Origin of the sequence: Scardovia wiggsiae (assembly GCF_051045985.1) — a bacterium.
Lineage (GTDB): Bacteria > Actinomycetota > Actinomycetes > Actinomycetales > Bifidobacteriaceae > Scardovia > Scardovia wiggsiae.
Genome location: NZ_CP157350.1, coordinates 786,286 through 803,685, shown reverse-complemented (window position 1 = coordinate 803,685; position 17,400 = coordinate 786,286). Strand labels below are relative to the sequence as shown.

Annotated in this window: 14 protein-coding genes; 11 read left to right on the top strand and 3 right to left on the bottom strand. The window is 52.3% G+C overall.

Annotated features, from left to right (window positions below; translation table 11 throughout):
- Positions 1 to 1,425: a replication-associated recombination protein A gene (locus tag ABKA16_RS03410; RefSeq protein ID WP_007147211.1), complete on the top strand. Its 1,425-nt coding sequence runs from the start codon at positions 1 to 3 to the stop codon at positions 1,423 to 1,425.
- A gap of 115 nt (positions 1,426 to 1,540) precedes the next feature.
- Here the strand turns inward: ABKA16_RS03410 and ABKA16_RS03405 are convergent, their stop codons facing one another.
- Entirely contained in the window at positions 1,541 to 2,185 is a 645-nt protein-coding gene (locus ABKA16_RS03405) for a hypothetical protein (protein WP_380998734.1), read from the bottom strand.
- Between the two features lie 235 nt (positions 2,186 to 2,420).
- Here ABKA16_RS03405 and ABKA16_RS03400 point away from each other — a divergent pair, with 235 nt between their 5' ends.
- Positions 2,421 to 4,100, top strand: a complete 1,680-nt coding sequence (locus ABKA16_RS03400) for an NAD+ synthase (RefSeq protein WP_380998737.1) — start codon at positions 2,421 to 2,423, stop codon at positions 4,098 to 4,100.
- A 36-nt stretch (positions 4,101 to 4,136) separates the two neighbouring features.
- Here ABKA16_RS03400 and ABKA16_RS03395 read toward each other — a convergent pair whose 3' ends face one another.
- Complete coding sequence (locus tag ABKA16_RS03395; RefSeq protein WP_380998740.1) at positions 4,137 to 4,745, bottom strand: DUF998 domain-containing protein; 609 nt, start codon at positions 4,743 to 4,745, stop codon at positions 4,137 to 4,139.
- Positions 4,746 to 4,856: 111 nt separating this feature from the next.
- Between ABKA16_RS03395 and ABKA16_RS03390 the strand changes: the two genes are divergently transcribed.
- Positions 4,857 to 5,276, top strand: a complete 420-nt coding sequence (locus ABKA16_RS03390; RefSeq protein ID WP_380998743.1) for a hypothetical protein — start codon at positions 4,857 to 4,859, stop codon at positions 5,274 to 5,276.
- 29 nt (positions 5,277 to 5,305) lie between these two features.
- On the opposite strand, the gene ABKA16_RS03385 is transcribed toward ABKA16_RS03390, so the two are convergent.
- Positions 5,306 to 6,556, bottom strand: coding sequence for a glycosyltransferase (locus ABKA16_RS03385; RefSeq protein WP_007147216.1), 1,251 nt, complete (start codon positions 6,554 to 6,556; stop codon positions 5,306 to 5,308).
- 217 nt (positions 6,557 to 6,773) lie between these two features.
- Here ABKA16_RS03385 and pflB point away from each other — a divergent pair, with 217 nt between their 5' ends.
- The 8 genes from pflB to clpX all read left to right on the top strand — a co-directional run bounded on the left by pflB (position 6,774) and on the right by clpX (position 17,337).
- On the top strand, positions 6,774 to 9,131 hold the full coding sequence (pflB, locus tag ABKA16_RS03380) for a formate C-acetyltransferase (protein WP_380998746.1): 2,358 nt from the start codon (positions 6,774 to 6,776) through the stop codon (positions 9,129 to 9,131).
- A 121-nt stretch (positions 9,132 to 9,252) separates the two neighbouring features.
- A complete protein-coding gene (gene pflA, locus ABKA16_RS03375; protein ID WP_380998749.1) occupies positions 9,253 to 10,125 on the top strand; it encodes a pyruvate formate-lyase-activating protein in 873 nt (290 codons plus the stop codon).
- A gap of 40 nt (positions 10,126 to 10,165) precedes the next feature.
- Positions 10,166 to 11,464 (top strand): HRDC domain-containing protein, encoded by a 1,299-nt coding sequence (locus ABKA16_RS03370; RefSeq protein ID WP_380998752.1) that lies wholly within the window; start codon positions 10,166 to 10,168, stop codon positions 11,462 to 11,464.
- Between the two features lie 83 nt (positions 11,465 to 11,547).
- Positions 11,548 to 12,915, top strand: coding sequence for a trigger factor (gene tig, locus ABKA16_RS03365; protein ID WP_380998754.1), 1,368 nt, complete (start codon positions 11,548 to 11,550; stop codon positions 12,913 to 12,915).
- Positions 12,916 to 13,055: 140 nt separating this feature from the next.
- Positions 13,056 to 14,432: a chloride channel protein gene (locus ABKA16_RS03360; protein ID WP_380998757.1), complete on the top strand. Its 1,377-nt coding sequence runs from the start codon at positions 13,056 to 13,058 to the stop codon at positions 14,430 to 14,432.
- Positions 14,433 to 14,613: 181 nt separating this feature from the next.
- Positions 14,614 to 15,204: an ATP-dependent Clp protease proteolytic subunit gene (locus tag ABKA16_RS03355; RefSeq protein WP_100214497.1), complete on the top strand. Its 591-nt coding sequence runs from the start codon at positions 14,614 to 14,616 to the stop codon at positions 15,202 to 15,204.
- Between the two features lie 2 nt (positions 15,205 to 15,206).
- Entirely contained in the window at positions 15,207 to 15,881 is a 675-nt protein-coding gene (locus ABKA16_RS03350; RefSeq protein ID WP_380998760.1) for an ATP-dependent Clp protease proteolytic subunit, read from the top strand.
- 175 nt (positions 15,882 to 16,056) lie between these two features.
- Positions 16,057 to 17,337 (top strand): ATP-dependent Clp protease ATP-binding subunit ClpX, encoded by a 1,281-nt coding sequence (clpX, locus tag ABKA16_RS03345; RefSeq protein ID WP_380998763.1) that lies wholly within the window; start codon positions 16,057 to 16,059, stop codon positions 17,335 to 17,337.
- Positions 17,338 to 17,400: the final 63 nt, after the last annotated feature.

Here is a 17,400-nt window from a genome sequence, read left to right as displayed (position 1 = left end):
ATGGCTGGAGATAACCTTTTTGATGCTGCTGAAGTACCGGATGGTGTGGCAACACGGCCGCTTGCTGTACGGATGCGCCCTGCATCGCTAGATGAAGTCATAGGGCAGGAGCATGCGCTCACACAGGGGTCGCCGCTGCGCCGTGTTGCGGCTGAGCCTTCGCATTCGCGGACAGCGCCTACGTCGATTATCCTTTTCGGCCCTCCGGGAGTAGGGAAGACTACTCTGGCATATATCACAGCGCAGCAGTCGGGGCGTGCTTTTGAAGAGCTTTCAGCAGTTACTTCCGGTGTTAAAGATGTGCGCGAGGTACTTGCCCGTGCCCATGAACGTCTGGTATCGCAGGGACGGGAAACTGTCCTGTTCATTGATGAAGTCCACCGCTTCTCCAAATCCCAGCAGGATGCCCTGCTCCCAAGCGTAGAGAACAGGGATGTGACCTTTATAGGCGCTACTACGGAGAACCCGAGTTTTTCCGTTATCCCGCCTCTCCTTTCACGATCAGTAGTGGTGAAGCTTGAGGGGCTGTCCAACGACAATATACGCGAAATCGTTGAGCGTGCTGTCCGCAGCAGGAAAGGGCTCCACAATGAGGTCCGCATCAGCGATACTGCCGTTGATGATATAGTGCGCATGGCCGGAGGGGACGCTCGCAAGTCCCTGACTATCCTTGAGGCTGCTGCCGGTGCTGTTACCGGCGATAGGGAGAGGGCTAAAGGCAAACGCCGTGCCGTTATCACTTCTGATACTATTTCCCGCGTTATGGATACCGCACAGGTCCGGTACGACCGTGATGGTGACGGCCATTACGATGTTGCCAGTGCATTTATCAAATCCATGCGGGGATCCGATGTGGATGCCTCCCTGCATTATCTGGCCCGTATGATCCGTGCGGGGGAGGATCCCCGGTTCATAGCACGCCGCATTATGATAGCTGCGTCAGAAGAGGTAGGGATGGCAGCCCCGCAGGTACTGGGTATTACGGTTGCCGCTGCACAGGCTGTATCGATGATAGGTATGCCGGAAGCGCGGATCATACTCTCGCAGGCTGTAATCGCAGTAGCAACTGCACCTAAGTCAAACGCAAGCTATATGGCGATCGATGCAGCGCTGGCTGATGTGGATGCGGGGGATATAGGGCAGGTCCCGCTGCATCTGCGCAATGCCCCCACTGCTTTGATGAAGGAGTGGGGGAACCATGACGGCTACATTTATGCCCATGATGCACCGCATGATATTGCCCGGCAGGAATATATGCCGGAGGAACTGCGCGGACGTGAATACTACCACCCGAAGCCTAACGGTTATGAGCGTGAATTGAAGCCGCGGCTTGATACTATCCGTGAGATACTTCATGGCGGCGGCCGGCCGCAGGATCCCGGCCATGCTGGTGAGCAGGATAACAGCAGCAACAGCAATAAGTGATACTGTACCACAGCCGGATCCTGGACGGCAGTAAAAATAATAAAATGGGCTTGGAGCTGTGGCCCCAAGCCCGCTATCATAATCCAGATGGCAATAAATAGTATTTTTCTGCTAATCAATGAGAATCGCCGGACGATCCTGAATCAGCTCCATTAGTCCCTGAGGACACCCCCGGTGCCGTATTCTGATTCGCCGACGAATTACCACCTCCATTGCTGCCGGGGCCAGCCGGGGCTGACCCGCTTTGACTGTTTCCTGAGTTCAAACCCGGTGCCCCATTGGGAGCTGAATTCCCCTGTGAGCCTGAGTTTGAACTGCCCGGTGTACCTGTGCCGTTCTGGGTATTCCCCTGTGGACCGTTGCTACCCGGGCCGCTGTTAGATCCTGTGCTTCCCGGCCCCTGCCCCATGCCGCCCCGGGAACCTCCCGACCCGCCGCCCGGCATCCCATTGCTTGAAGCTGAAGCTGCCCCCGCAGCTGCTGTATAGATCGCCCCTCCGGCTGCGCCTCCTGCGAGGCCGCATGCCAGGGCCACTCCTGCTGCCAGAAGCACTACCTTATTGCTTCGCTTTTGTGTGCCCTGCACTGCAGCTGCTGACGGCACTGCACCCGATGCGAAGCTTTCCGGTTGGGCAGCGTACTGCATATTTGCGGGGTCATTAGCATAATCAGTCTTAGGAAGGGCGGCAGTTTCTGCTGCATACGTATCTGCAGAAGCCTTCTTAGCAGAAGCTTCATCATTATAGTCTGGTGTACTCATTGTTTTCCTTTCAGCATGAGTGCCGTATCTTTAATTATGGGTACCAGATGTCCTGGCAGTATCTATTACAATGTTCTTTTCTCAAAATAATCTTCATTGAAGCTGATATGGATTTAATAATTAACTTTTAAGAATCATAGTTAAAGCTGAATGTAAACTGATAAAAGTAAGGCTGTTCGGAGTACTCAGCCGCATAACGGGTAGAGGAATCTTGCACAGGTATTAGTATAACGGTATGGAAACAAGTGGAGAGCTTACTTTTGCTTTGGCCCAGATCAATACGTGTGTTGGCGACCTTGACGGGAATGCCGCTAAGATCCTGGGTTACTCGCGTACCGCTGCGGAGAAAAACGCGGATATTGTCCTTTTTCCTGAGATGGCCGTAACGGGGTATCCTATTGAGGACCTTGCCTTTCGCAATACCTTCCGCAAAGCGGCAGATGCAGCAGTCGGGAATATAGCCCGGTCCCTTAAAGAAGAAGGATTGGGGCAGCTATACGTCGTCCTGGGCACAGTAGGTACAGACAGCAGCGGGAAGCCGCGCAACAGGCTGCTGGTTATCCATAGCGGTACAGCCGAAGCCCAGTATGATAAGCATTTTTTGCCTAATTACGGCGTATTCGATGAATTCAGGATTTTTGCACCTGGGCAGGACGACCTTATCCTCACAGTAAAAGGCAGGCGGATAGGTTTCGCTATCTGCGAGGATATATGGCAGGACGGGGGGACTGTTGAAAAACTGGCGCACAAAGGTATTGATATCCTGGCAACTATCAACGGTTCGCCTTATGAGGAAGGCAAATTCCATACCCGTGTTGACCTGTGCAGGCGGCGTGCCCGGCAGGTCAATGCCCCCGTTATCTACCTTAACCAGGTAGGGGGGCAGGACGACCTTGTCTTTGACGGGGCCAGCTTTATTGTCAGCAGGGACGGATCAGTCATTGAACGGTCCAGACAGTTTGCTGAAGATCTGGTTCTCTGGACGTATACTGTGCCTGAAAGTGTTTCCGGCCCCGGATCCGGTGCTGATAACGGGGTGCAGACAGCACCCGTGATGGACTCTGATGAAGAAGTCTATACGGCATGCGTTACCGGATTGCGCGATTATATGGAAAAGAACCGCTTCACCGGTGTGGTCCTGGGGCTGTCCGGCGGTATAGATTCAGCTCTTGTTGCGGCCATGGCAGCTGATGCCTGCGGCGGGGAAAATGTATGGGGGCTTTCCATGCCCAGCATGTATTCATCTGATGGGTCTAAAGATGACGCCGCTGATCTGGCCTCACGTATCCATGCACATTATGAGATACAGCCTATTGAGCCTTTATTCAAAGTTTTTGAGGGACAGACAGGCGTTGACGGCGTAGCTGCCGAAAACCTCCAGGCACGTATACGCGGTGTACTGGTGATGGCCTATTCCAATTCAAAAGGCCTCCTTGCCCTTGCTACAGGGAATAAATCTGAGCTTGCCTGCGGATATTCTACGATCTATGGCGATGCTGTCGGCGGTTATGCGCCTATCAAAGATATATTGAAAACCAAAGTATGGAAGCTTGCCCGGTGGCGTAATAATGCGGCACGCCGCAGGGGAGAAGTACCTCCCATCCCGGAGAATTCCATCACGAAAGCCCCGAGTGCTGAATTGAGGCCGGGGCAGAAGGATTCTGATTCGCTGCCAGAGTATGCGCTGCTTGATAAAGTTTTAGAAGCATATATTGAAAAGGTCCATGGGCGCGAAGACCTCCTTAATGACGGTTTTGATGCGCAAACAGTCAATACAGTCATGCGCCTTGTAGACCAGGCAGAGTGGAAACGGCGCCAGTATCCGCTGGGACCTAAAGTCACAGCCCTAGCTTTTGGCCGTGACCGCCGCCTCCCTGTGACCAGCGCATTTCGGGAGGACCGGCCGCAGGGGTGATGCCGGGCTGCGGCAGACCAGAAGGCGTAAAAGCACCTATCGCAGCTGTGTTGAGATGATCAGAATGCAGAAAACCAGGAAATATATGTTCCCGGAGTATAGGAAAATGCGTTCAAAAAGGCCGAAATATTTTTTCATAACCGGCAGGACCATTCCCAAAATAAGGGTACTCAGCCCTATCCTGACGAAATATTCGATCGCCTTAAGGACAACAAAAAATCCCATACTTACCGGCTTAAGATAATCCGTCATATTGAGTATGAGGATAGCTAATGCAGTGAACTGGAGTACTGCAAACAGAAGATGCAGCCTCCCTTGTGCAGTTTTTGGCGCCCCTTCAATATCAGTAGGGAACACAGCTACCCCTATGAAACCGACCAGCGTAAAAATGAGCATAATAATTGCGATACTTTTGAAAGTAAATACGTACTTCCATGCGACAAGGGCGATCGCTATAAAGATATTCCGTATAATGCCCGAATATCCGGCAAGAAGGAAATATTTCCTGCTCTGCCCTACGCCGTAATCACTGACTGCATGATGTATCGGACTGTAAATGTGCTTATTGGCTATGTGAAGATAGGCCATTATCCCCAGGTAGAAAACTATGCAGAGAATGGAAATGGAAGCGCTGAAAATTGCCATAAGCATCCCTTTTGATATAAGCTATACACAGATTTATATTATATATACCTGAAAAACCTCTGTAAACCTGTTATAGCCAATATACAGCCCTGTCGGAAAGGAACCATGGTTATGGACAAAGATACAGCTGGCACTGTGAAAGGCAGCGGCAACAGCGAAAATCCTGGGGAAAAGGTCCGCATTGATATTGAGGCGCTAAGGAAAGAACTGCCGCCGGTCAGCAATGATGAATTGCCTGATCTGTCCGACGGGAAGAAGTGGTATTACAATACCCGTACCGGTGACGTAGAACACGGCAAACTGTCCTCATTTACCCATCGCATGGGTCCGTATGATACGCGCGAGGATGCAGAACGTGCTTTGAAGATAGCCCGTGCGCGCAACGATATATGGGAAGCTGAAGATAAGGAATGGGCAGGGGATGACTCCCAAGATACTGACAGCCCTAAAGAGGCCTCACGAACTGGAGGTAGCAGCACAGACCATGACCCTGCCCGGAACTCCGGCAGCGATAATCCTTCATGGATCTGACCGTACGGACAGTTCCACGCAGCACAGCATCAGCCGTAATTGGTAATGATCCAGTCTGCAGCGTTTTCCGTTCCATGTTCCTGTTTGAGTACAGCCCCTATCTTTTCCGATTGCCCGCGGATACCAGCTTCTTTAAGCATATGAAAGTGCTGTTTTAATTTCTCCGCTGTAAGCGCCTGCTCGGAGATCGGTTTTAATGCATACCCTTTACGGTACAGGTACTGTGCCCAGAAAGGCTGATCGCCTGAACACGGCATTATCAGCTGCGGTATACCTGCCCTTAATGCCGCTGCTGATGTCCCTGCCCCGCCATGGTGGAAAACTGCACAGCATCTGTTGAACAGAAGGTCATGCGGCGCCTGCTCTGCCGCAAAAATCAGGTCATTGCCGCTGAAGTCAATAGAGCTGTTGCCTGTCAGGAGGACGATACGCTGCCCTGTTGCCTGCGCAGCGCTTTCCAGCATATCCATGAAACGGTGCGGATTTTTTAATACGATACTGCTGAAAGTAACGGCTACAGGTTCGGGCCCGGAGTATATGAACTGTTCAAGTTTTTTGTCCAGTGCATCCTGTGTGTTGAGGAAGAAGAACCCCGGCAGCCGGACATGGCCTTCCCAATCGGTAACATCTGAGAAGAGGCTTGGGCTTATCGGGTAGATAATCGGTATTTCCTGGCCTTCCCGATAATATGTATACGCTCCGGTTTTACGCGCAGGAAGGCCCAGGGTATCATGCCGGAACTGGTTGATCAGGGATATCTGCGCTGATTCGCTTCTGCGGTTCACCAAATAGGTTTTGCGGTTAAGGAACGGTCCAAAATTATGATAAGACGAGACCGCAGGGCAGGGGAAGCTGCTTATCGGGTAAAGAACCGGGGCAGGAGGCATGCTGACACAGGGTATGCCGAGTTTAACAGCCACATCAACAGCACCCAGGGCTTTAGGGTGGTAGACAATGAGATCGGCTCCCTGGGCAGCAGTATAGTAATCGTCCATCGTTGCACGGTAACCGGGGTTGATAACTTCCCTGACAAGTTTCAGTGTAGTCTTCATATGGCGGATGGGTTCCTGCGAAACCGCCTTTCCTTCAGGGGTCCGGATAATTTGCATCAGATCGAGGGAAGCCGGATAAAAGCTGACGCCTTCTTTTTCGATGGCTTCCCTGAAGCTGCTGCCGGCGGCAATAACGCTATGGTGCCCGCGGCGGTCCAATTCTTTTGCCAGTGCCAGGAATGGCTGGACATCACCTCTGGTGCCAGCTGTCAGGAAACATATCTTCATAAGGACCTATCCAGGATAGTTTTACAGTATATACAATAATCTTACTGTACTATACTATCGTGACGCGATACTGCGGGCTACAGCTGATGTGAGCAACGTCACGCATTCTTTCATTTCTGGGCTTAATACTGGCGGTTTTTTGGAACTGCCTACCGGGTACAATAGGAGTATCCGGTGCATAGCTGCATCGTAAAACGACACACATTAAGGAGTGCGTATGACAGCAACAGAAAAAGCAGTTGCTTCTGAAGAGGATCTCCGCGCTGAAGCGTGGAACGGCTTCGTTGGAGGAAACTGGCAGAATGATATTGATGTGCGTGACTTTATTCAGAAGAATTACACGCCATATGAGGGTGATGAGTCATTCCTGGAACCTGCCACGGAAAAGACCCGCCATCTGTGGAAGAAGCTTGATGACGAATACCTGGCAGTAGAGCGCAGGCAGCGTGTGTACGATGTAGATACACACACGCCGGCGGATATTGATGCTTTCCCTGCCGGATACATTGATGATCAGGATGATGTTATTGTTGGCCTTCAGACAGATGTCCCCTGCAAACGCGCTATGATGCCTAATGGCGGCTGGCGTATGGTAGAACAGGCTATTATTGAAGCAGGCAAGGAGCCTGATCCTGAGATCAAGAAGATCTTTACCCGGTACCGTAAAACCCACAATGACGGTGTTTTTGGCGTATATACTGCACGTATCAAGCGTGCGCGCCACAACAAGATCCTTACCGGCCTTCCGGATGCCTATGGGCGTGGCCGCATTATTGGCGATTACCGCCGTGTGGCGCTGTATGGTGTCAATACCCTGATCGCTTTCAAAAAGCGCGATAAGGATTCCATACCGTACCGCAATGATTTCACAGAGCCGGAGATCGAACACTGGATCCGTTTCCGCGAAGAGCATGACGAGCAGATCAAAGCCCTGAAAAAGCTTGTCGTCTTGGGGAATGAGTACGGGCTTGACCTGAGCCGCCCGGCACGTACTGCCAGGGAAGCTGTGCAGTGGACATATATGGGTTATCTGGCCTCTGTAAAGAGCCAGGACGGTGCGGCAATGTCTATTGGCCGTCTGAGCGCTTTCTTCGACTGCTATTTCGAGCGCGACCTGAAAAATGGCGTTATCAATGAGCAGGATGGACAGGAGATCATCGACAATATCGTTATGAAGCTCCGTATTGTCCGCTTCCTGCGCACTAAGGATTACGACAACATCTTCTCCGGGGATCCGTACTGGGCAACATGGTCAGATGCGGGCTTTGCCGATGACGGGCGTACCTTGGTTACCAAAACCTCTTTCCGTTTGCTTAATACCCTGACTCTCGACCATCTTGGGCCCGGGCCTGAGCCGAATATCACCATTTTCTGGGATCCTAAGCTTCCCGAAGGGTATAAGCGGTTCTGCGCCAAGATCTCTATTGATACTTCTGCTATCCAGTATGAGTCCGATAAGGATATCCGCAGCCACTGGGGCGATGACGCAGCTATTGCCTGCTGTGTTTCCCCGATGCGCGTGGGTAAGCAGATGCAGTTCTTTGCTGCGCGTGTGAACACGGCTAAAGCATTCCTTTATGCCCTTAATGACGGGCGTGATGAGATGACAGGCCTGCGTGTTATTGATGAAGGCGTCCTGTCTCCGCTGCAGTTCAATGAAGATGGGTCCCTCAGCTTCGAGTCTGTTGTAGCCAACTATGAGAAGGCTCTTGAATGGCTGTCGGAGACTTATGTTGAGGCTCTGAACATCATCCATTACATGCATGATAAGTATGCTTACGAGGCTATTGAAATGGCGCTCCACGACAAAGAGGTATACCGTACCCTTGGCTGCGGTATGTCTGGCCTGTCGATCGCTGCCGACTCCCTGTCCGCTGTCAAGTACGCCAAGGTCTATCCCATCTACAACAAGGATGCGAAGGGTACCCCTGAGTATGTTGAGGGTGCGGACGATGACCTGATCGTCAACTTCAGGACTGACGGCGAGTTCCCGGTCTACGGCAATGACGATGACCGCGCCGACGACCTTGCCAAGTGGGTAGTATCCACTGTTATGGGCCAGGTCCGCCGCCTTCCTGTGTACCGTGACGCAGTGCCGACCCAGTCTATCCTTACTATCACTTCCAATGTTGAGTATGGTAAGAATACGGGATCCTTCCCGTCAGGGCATAAGAAGGGCACTCCGTTTGCCCCGGGCGCAAACCCGGAGAACGGCATGGATTCGCACGGCATGCTTCCTTCCATGTACTCAGTCGGCAAGCTTGATTATGATGATGCCCTTGACGGCATTTCGCTGACGAATACGATCACCCCTGACGGCCTTGGCCGCGATGAGGATGACCGCATCACCAACCTTGTAGGTATCCTGGATTCCGGCAACGGGCATGGGCTGTACCATGCGAATATCAACGTCCTGCGCAAGGAACAGCTTGAGGATGCTGTCGAGAACCCGGAGAAGTATCCGCACCTGACAGTGCGTGTATCCGGATATGCTGTGAACTTTGTCAAGCTGACGAAGGAACAGCAGCTGGATGTTATCTCACGTACCTTCCATCAGGGAGCTGTAACTGATTAATCTTAGCTGCTGCGATGCTGCGGCCATTTAGGCTGCGCACAGGGCAGGCCAAAGCAGGATGCAGCTTTTACGGGGAGGGGGCCGTTTTGGCCTCCTCCCCTCTATCGCCAGGGGAATAAGGATGTCAGAATTTCGTGTGACCAAGCCTCATATGCTCAGGGAGTCGAAGGCTTACGCAAGCCAGACCCTTATGGGAGGCCTCTCCGGGTTTGAATCCCCGATAGGGCTGGACAGGAGGGACAGGCTTGATGCTTTGAAAACCGGTGATATCGGTTTCGTGCACTCATGGGATATCAATACTTCCGTGGACGGCCCCGGAACCCGTATGACTGTTTTTATGAGCGGATGCCCGCTGCGCTGCCAGTACTGCCAGAATCCTGACACCTGGAAAATGAGGGACGGGCAGCCTGTCTACCTGGATGCGATGATAAAAAAGGTCGAGCGGTATAAAGACCTTTTCCAACTTACAGGCGGCGGGATCACATTCTCCGGCGGGGAATCCATGCAGCAGCCTAGATTTGTGACCCGGATTTTCCGCGCCGCAAAGGAGATGGGTGTCCATACCTGCCTTGATACATCAGGCTTCCTTGGCAAGAACTATACGGATGAAGATATCAGGGATATTGACCTTTGCCTTCTTGATGTTAAATCCGGCGATGAGGAAACGTATCGCCGTGTTACAGGCGGGACCCTTCAGCCAACAATAGATTTTGGGAAACGCCTTTCTGCGCAGGGTGTAAAGATCTGGATCCGTTTCGTGCTCGTCCCCGGGCTCACTGATTCTGAAGAAAATGTTGAAAATGTTGCCCGGATATGCGAGCAGTTCGGCGATTCCGTTGAACATATAGATGTCCTCGGTTTCCATCAGCTGGGGCGCCCCAAGTGGCATGAGCTGCGCATCCTGTATCCCCTTGAAGATGCGAAAGGCCCGTCAGCAAGCCTTAAAGGGCGTGTAGCGGGGCAGTTCAAGGCACATGGCTTTGTAGTGTACTAGAATGCTGAAAAGTATGTTAAAACCGGCACGATAGAAATCTATGGTCAAAGAACAGCGTGATATACATCTGCTCGCCCAGCCTTCAGGAGGCGTACCTGATGTTATTGATACCAGGGAAGGCTTCGATGATTTCGTAGACGCTTTTGCGAATGCGTCAGGTGCTGTTGCGGCAGATGCTGAAAGGGCTTCAGGGTACCGGTATTCGCAGCGGGACTGGCTGGTCCAGCTTAAAAGGGAAGGGGCTGGGATAGCGTTAGTTGACCCTGTCGCATTAAGCAGGCAGGGTGTTTCCTGGGCGGTTTTCAATGAAGCTGTCGGCGAAGCAGAGTGGATTATCCATGACAGCCTTCAGGATCTGCCGGGATTCAATGAATTGGGGATAAAACCCTATAAGCTGTTCGATACCGAAAGGGCTGCACGTCTCCTTGGACAGGCACATTTCGGGCTTGCAGCGGTGACTGAACGGTATCTTGGGGTCACCCTTGCCAAAGAACATTCTGCAGCAGACTGGTCCTACCGTCCTCTGGGCAGGGATATGAGGAACTATGCTGCTTTAGACGTTGAAGTCCTTATTGAGCTTAAAAAGCTGATGGCCGCTGACCTTAGAAAGGCCGGGAAATCTGAATGGGCCAGGGAGGAATTCGGCTACCTGCTGGACAAAGGGATGCAGCCGAGGGAACCGCACCCTGAACCATGGAGGAGGATATCGCGGATCACTGCTATTGACCACGACCTTCGCGGCCTGGCGGTTGCACGTGAGCTGTGGACTGTACGCGACCGGTACGCGCGCGAATTCGATATAGCTCCGAACCTGCTCCTGTCGGATGCTGCAATCATTGATGCTGCCCAGCGCAAACCCCATAATTCAAAGGAATTTATGCGGATACGGTCCCTTAACGAACGGGTACGCATGGTTAAAGGGGATGAGCGGGACAAAATGTTTGAACGGTATGCGCCGATCCAGAGGAAAGTGCGGTCGGCAATATGGAAGCAGGCAATAGCCAGGGCGCTGGACCTTCCTGAAGACCAGCTTCCCCAGCGTAAAAAAGGCAATCCTGACAGTGCATCGAATGCCCCGAAATCCATGAAGTTCTGGAAGGTGCATCATCCTGAACGGTTTGCGAGGCTGCAGAATGCTAAGAAGCTTATAACACAGGTCAGCGAAGATACTCATACCCCATCAGATATACTGCTGAAGCCTAAGATCCTGAGGAACCTGTGCTGGCAGGAGAATGTCAGGCTTTCGGCACAGGAAGTCTATGATTTCCTTATAAGCCAGTCCGCGCGGAGATGGCAGGCTGAGCTGCTTTCTGAGTCGTTAAGTAGCGTTATTATATAAAGGTTGTCTTCACGCAGACAGCTGAAGGATGCTGCTGCACAGCGTGGAGCGAAATACGAATAGACGACGAATTGGAGCCCAGCGTGAAAATCAGCGTTAGGAATGTAGAACCTACTAAGAAGGTCCTTACAGTAACTATTGACCCTGAAGAACTTGAACCGCATATGGATAAAGCCAGGAAGGATATTGCCGGCCAGGTCAATATCCCGGGATTCAGGAAGGGGCATATCCCGGGGAAACTTATTGAGCAGCGTTTCGGATACAGTGCAGTCGTAGGGGAGGCCATCAATAATGGTGTCCCTGAGTTTTACAACACAGCTATTGAGCAGAAAAAGCTCCGCCCTATGGACCAGCCCAAGATCGATGTCAAAGATGTTCCGGAATCCAGGGAAGACAGTAAAAAACTAAAGTTCACTGCTGAAGTGGAAGTGCGGCCTGAAATTGAGCTTCCCAAGCTTGAAGGTATGGAAATTGAGGTCCCTGCCCCTGCTGTGACCGATGAAGATGTGGACAGGCGCCTTGATTCCCTGCGCCAGCGTTTCAGCACACTGATTTCTGCTGACCGGCCGGCGAAAAAAGGCGATTTCGCTAATATTGACCTGAACGCCGAGATTGACGGCGACACTGTGGATTCGCAGGAAGGCATCAGCTATGAGATCGGTTCGGGGACTATGCTCAACGGGCTTGATGAGGCTTTAGACGGCTTGTCTGCCGGCGAGCAGACGACGTTTGAAAGCACGCTTGAGGGCGGTGACCATGAAGGCGAAAAAGCCCAGATCCACCTGACCCTGAATTCTGTTAAGGAAGAGCAGCTTCCGGATCTGGATGATGAGTTTGCTAAAGATGCTTCCGAATTCGATACCCTTGATGAGCTGAAGGCAGATATCCGCAAACAGTGCGAAACTGATGCCCAGGCACGTCAGGCAACTGAGGCGCGCGATGCTTTCATGGCTAGGCTCAAAGAAGGCGAAGATATCCCGGTTCCTAAAGGTGTTCTTGAGAATACGGTGAACGATCATCTGCGTTCGATGGGTGTGCAGGATGCTTCCAAGGCAACAAAAGAGCAGAAAAAAGAAGCCGAGGAATCTGCTGAGAAAGAACTGCGCGACCAGATAGTGCTGGATACGCTTGCTGAGGCACAGAATGTGCAGGTAACACAGGCTGATGTTACTAATTTCCTCGCCTCGATTGCCCAGCAGTACGGAATGGATCCGTCTAACTTCATTACGTCTATTGTCCAGAACGGGCAGCTGAATTCTGCTGTCCAGGAAGTTGCGCGGTCCAAAGGCATGATTGAAGCAATGCGTCAGGTCACGTTTAAGGATACTGACGGCAATGCAGTAGATCTTGGCCGTTTCCTCGGCTCGGATGATGCTGAAGAAGAGGAAAGCGTCGCAGCAGCATCTGAGGCTGCAGCCGTAGCAGATGAGATCGCCAACTCAGATAAATAATTTTCTCCTGAGCCACAGGCAGCGGTGCCCGCGTCCTGCATGCCGGAACAGCAGTACAGGATATTTTCGTTGCCGGCTCAGGAAGTATAAATGAAAAGCCCGATCCGCCGGGCTTTTCATTTAATATGGATGCCTTTATTATGAGCAACTCTGATACTTCGGATCCCGCTGGGGACTCTGTCCCTGTATCTATTTTTACGCCGAAAAAGTGGCGGTTCCTGGTTTTCGTCATTTTCGGCTTGGGAAGTATTATCGGCCTGTGCTCTGCGGGCCTGTCTTTCCTTCTGGAATTTGTCCAGCAATATATCCTTGGGGCTGCTGAAAGCCTTCATGACCCTACGCCTTTTGGCTCCCCCTGGTGGAGGCGCCTTGCCAGCGCAGCATGTATATCTATCTTTGCAGCGGTGATTTGGTGGCTTATCCGCAGGCGCTCACGCATACCTTCAGTTTCAGGCGCTGTCCACGGGGCTGCCATGCCGGCGGGCCGGACCTTTATCCATGTTCTTACACAGATCGTCATCGTAGGGGCGGGGATGTCTGTAGGGCGGGAAACTGCACCGCGGGAGCTTGGCGCCATGCTTGGGCAGAAATTATCTCAAAGGTTTCGCCTCAGCAGGAATGACATGGCTGTTATTATTGCGGTAGGCGCCGGAGCCGGTTTTGCTGGCGTTTATAATGCCCCTTTGACCGGAATGTTCTTTGCAGTTGAAGTGCTTCTGGCAGATACAGATATTATAGTTGCTGCGGCTGCGCTTGGGACAAGTGCTGTCGCGGCATTCATCGGAGGGCTTCTTAAAGGAACTTCAGTATTCTACAGCGTAACCGGGCTTACTGTATCATGGCAGATCATTCTGTTCGCCGTTGTGATGGGCCCTGTAGCAGGTATATGCGGATATGTTTTCCGGCTTCTGACGCAATGGGCAAATACCAACAGTGAACGTACCTCACGGGTATTATGGATGCTCCCGCTCGCAGGCCTGCTGACAGGGGTTGCCGCTGTCTGGCTCCCTCAGGTCATGGGGAACGGGCGGGCTATGGCGCAGACGGCATATAATTCAGTTTCCGTTGCTGCCATACCTCTGCTCCTGATCCTTATAGCTGTGAAGACATCCCTCACTGTACTTACGATACGGTCAGGCGCATCCGGCGGCGTGCTCACCCCTGCGATTGCCGTTGGTGGTGCTATCGGCGCTATCGCCGGCATGGGATGGGCTTATCTGTTCCCTAATGTAACGGCAGGAGCGTGTGCATTTATTGTGAGCGCAGCATTCCTTGCAGCTTCGCAGAAGGCTCCTCTGATGGCTTCTGTTTTCATGCTTGAAATAACGCATGCCAGCATATCCTTTATTATCCCGGTAGGTATCGCTGTGGCCTTGTCTATGCTGGTGTCATCATGGCTGCCATCATCCCGCTTACATAGGTTGTGCAGAGCAGAGGCAGCAGGAAAAGAAGGCCTCTTACCCGACTCCGGCTCAGCAGCGGAGGCGCCTGCTGCGATACGGGATCAGCAGGCCTGAGCAGGCATGGTTTCCCGTGCCATATCCCACATGATGTTTCAAAGTTGATATGGGCGGGCTCAATTTTATGCTTATTGCACAAAACAGTTATGCAGTCTGTCAGCAAAGGTATTCTTAAAACTGCAGAATTTATTGGTATAAAGGAGATCAAGTGACGACTAATCTGCCGGTTTCCCCCCGTATGGAAGAGGGGGATATCCCCGTTGCGGGGGATCCCATTTTTAACAGGCTTCTTAAAGACCGTATCATCTGGCTTGGGTCTGAAGTCAAAGATGAGAATGCGAATGTGATCTGCGCGCAGATGCTTATGCTTGCCGCCGAAGACCCTAAAAAAGATATCTGGCTGTATATCAATTCGCCGGGCGGTTCCATCACTGCCGGGATGGCGATCTATGATACGATGCAGCTGATCGAACCTGACGTAGCAACTATAGCTGTCGGTATGGCCGCATCTATGGGGCAGTTCCTGCTTTCCAGCGGGACAAAGGGGAAGCGTTTCATCACTTCCCATGCACGTGTGCTTATGCATCAGCCGTCGGGCGGCGTTGGCGGTACCGCAACAGATGTACGCATCAATGCGGAACTGATCATGGATATGAAAAAAACAATGTCTGAGCTTACTGCAGAGCAGACCGGGCATACCGTGGAAGAGATCTACCGCGACAACGAGTATGACCACTGGTTCACAGCCCAGCAGGCTCTGGAGTATGGATTCGTAGACAAGATCGTTACGACTCCTGGATCCATCACTGCAGAAAGGCAGGGTGAGTAGATATGGCATCTGAAGAAGCACAGTTTATCGCCCGTGCACAGCGGCTTGCGGGGCCGTCCGGCACAACAACGGCAGGCATGCCTCAGGCGCGGTACGTGATGCCGCAGTTTGAGGAGAAAACATCGTTTGGATACAAACGTTCCGACCCCTATACAAAGCTGTTTGAGGACCGGATCATTTTTATGGGGGTACAGGTCGATGACACATCGGCAGATGATATTATGGCCCAGCTCCTCGTGCTTGAAAGCCAGGACCCTGACCGCGATGTTATCCTGTACATCAATTCGCCGGGCGGTTCCATGACTGCCATGACTGCCATCTATGACACCATGCAATACATCAAGCCGGATGTGCAGACCGTATGCCTCGGGCAGGCGGCCTCTGCTGCGGCTATCCTCCTTGCTGCAGGCACTAAGAGCAAGCGCCTGATGCTCCCTAATGCACGCGTGCTTATCCACCAGCCGGCAATGGGGCAGGATTACGGTAAGGCGACTGAGATCGAGATACAGGCAAAGGAACTCCTGCGGATGCGTGAATGGCTTGAGGAGACCCTCGCCAGGCACACCGGGCAGGATGTCGAGCGTATCCGTCGGGATATTGAAACGGATACGATCCTGACTGCTGAGCAGGCTAAGGAATACGGCATGGTTGATGCTGTCCTTGAACACCGCAAATAAGCTGGCTTGGCCTGGCTGGCCTTAAAGCCCCTCTCCTAAAGGGAGGGGCTTTTTTATCGCCGTATTGATGAATACCATATCACTGCGGATGCGTGGGAAGGGCTTACGGTGTTAAGGGGTACGGTAAAATCGGGAGAATGGATATTGCTTCCGCAGAAGAAAGACCTGGTGCTGTATGGGGCAGGTAATTGATTACAACGACGATATGCCCCGCTGCAGTTTTTGCGGGAAAACTGAGCTCCAGGTCAACAAGCTGGTCACAGGGGACGGCGTAGCCATCTGTGATGAATGCATTGAGCTTTGTGTCGAGATAGTTTCCGATGAGCGCCATGCCGATGCGCAGCAGCACGCCTTGGACCTTATCTCCCCAGGCAGGATAGCCGGGCATCTTGATAAATATGTGATTGGGCAGAAGGATGCGAAACATGCCCTGTCTGTTGCTGTTTATAACCATTATAAACGGATCAATATGGAGCTGGAAGATTCGGCGGAAAAACTGCAGCGGACATTGTCCAAAAAGCATTCTGACCTGGAAAATGTTGAAGTTTCCAAATCTAACGTCCTCCTCCTCGGGCCTACGGGGACTGGAAAAACGTATCTGGCGCAGACTTTGGCCCGTATTATGGACGTTCCTTTCTCTATTGCTGATGCAACGACCCTCACAGAGGCCGGCTATGTCGGCGATGATGTGGAGACTGTGCTCCAGCGTCTGATCCAGGCTGCAGATGGCGATATACAGCGTGCCCAGCGGGGGATCATCTATATTGATGAGATCGACAAGATCGCCCGCAAATCGGGGGAGAATACATCAATTACACGTGATGTGTCCGGTGAAGGCGTGCAGCAGGCTTTGCTGAAGATCATTGAGGGGACTGTTTCTGCGGTCCCTGTTAAAGGCACGCGTAAGCATGAAGACCAGGAGATGGTCCACATCGATACGCGCGATATCCTGTTTATCTGCGGCGGCGCTTTCGTCGGATTGGAAGATATCATCCGGCAGCGGCTCGGGAAACGTGAAACCGGTTTTGGCACTGACTGGAGCATGCAGGATAAAAGCGATGATGAAATACTTACTTTCGTTACGCCGGATGACCTTGCTGAATATGGGCTTTTACCCGAATTCATAGGCCGTATGCCGGTGGTGAGCACACTGAGCCCCTTGAGCATAGATGATCTGGTCGCTATCCTGACAGAACCGGCCAACGCGCTGACTAAACAGTTCCGGAAAATGTTTGCTGTTGAAGGTATTGAGCTGACGTTTACTGACGACGGGCTGCGGGCCATAGCACAGGAATCCCTTGAGCTGGGCACGGGAGCGAGGGGGCTGCGCTCCATTATGGAAAAGACACTTCAGGAAACTATGTTCCTTCTGCCTGACCGTGACGATGTTTCACGGGTCATCGTGGATAAAGATTCCGTATCAGGCGATTCCCAGCCGCAGCTGGTACTCAGATAGGGGATACGCCATTCCGGTGGGGCTCCGGCACAGGTGCTGTCCCCACCAGGCTCGTCCATAACA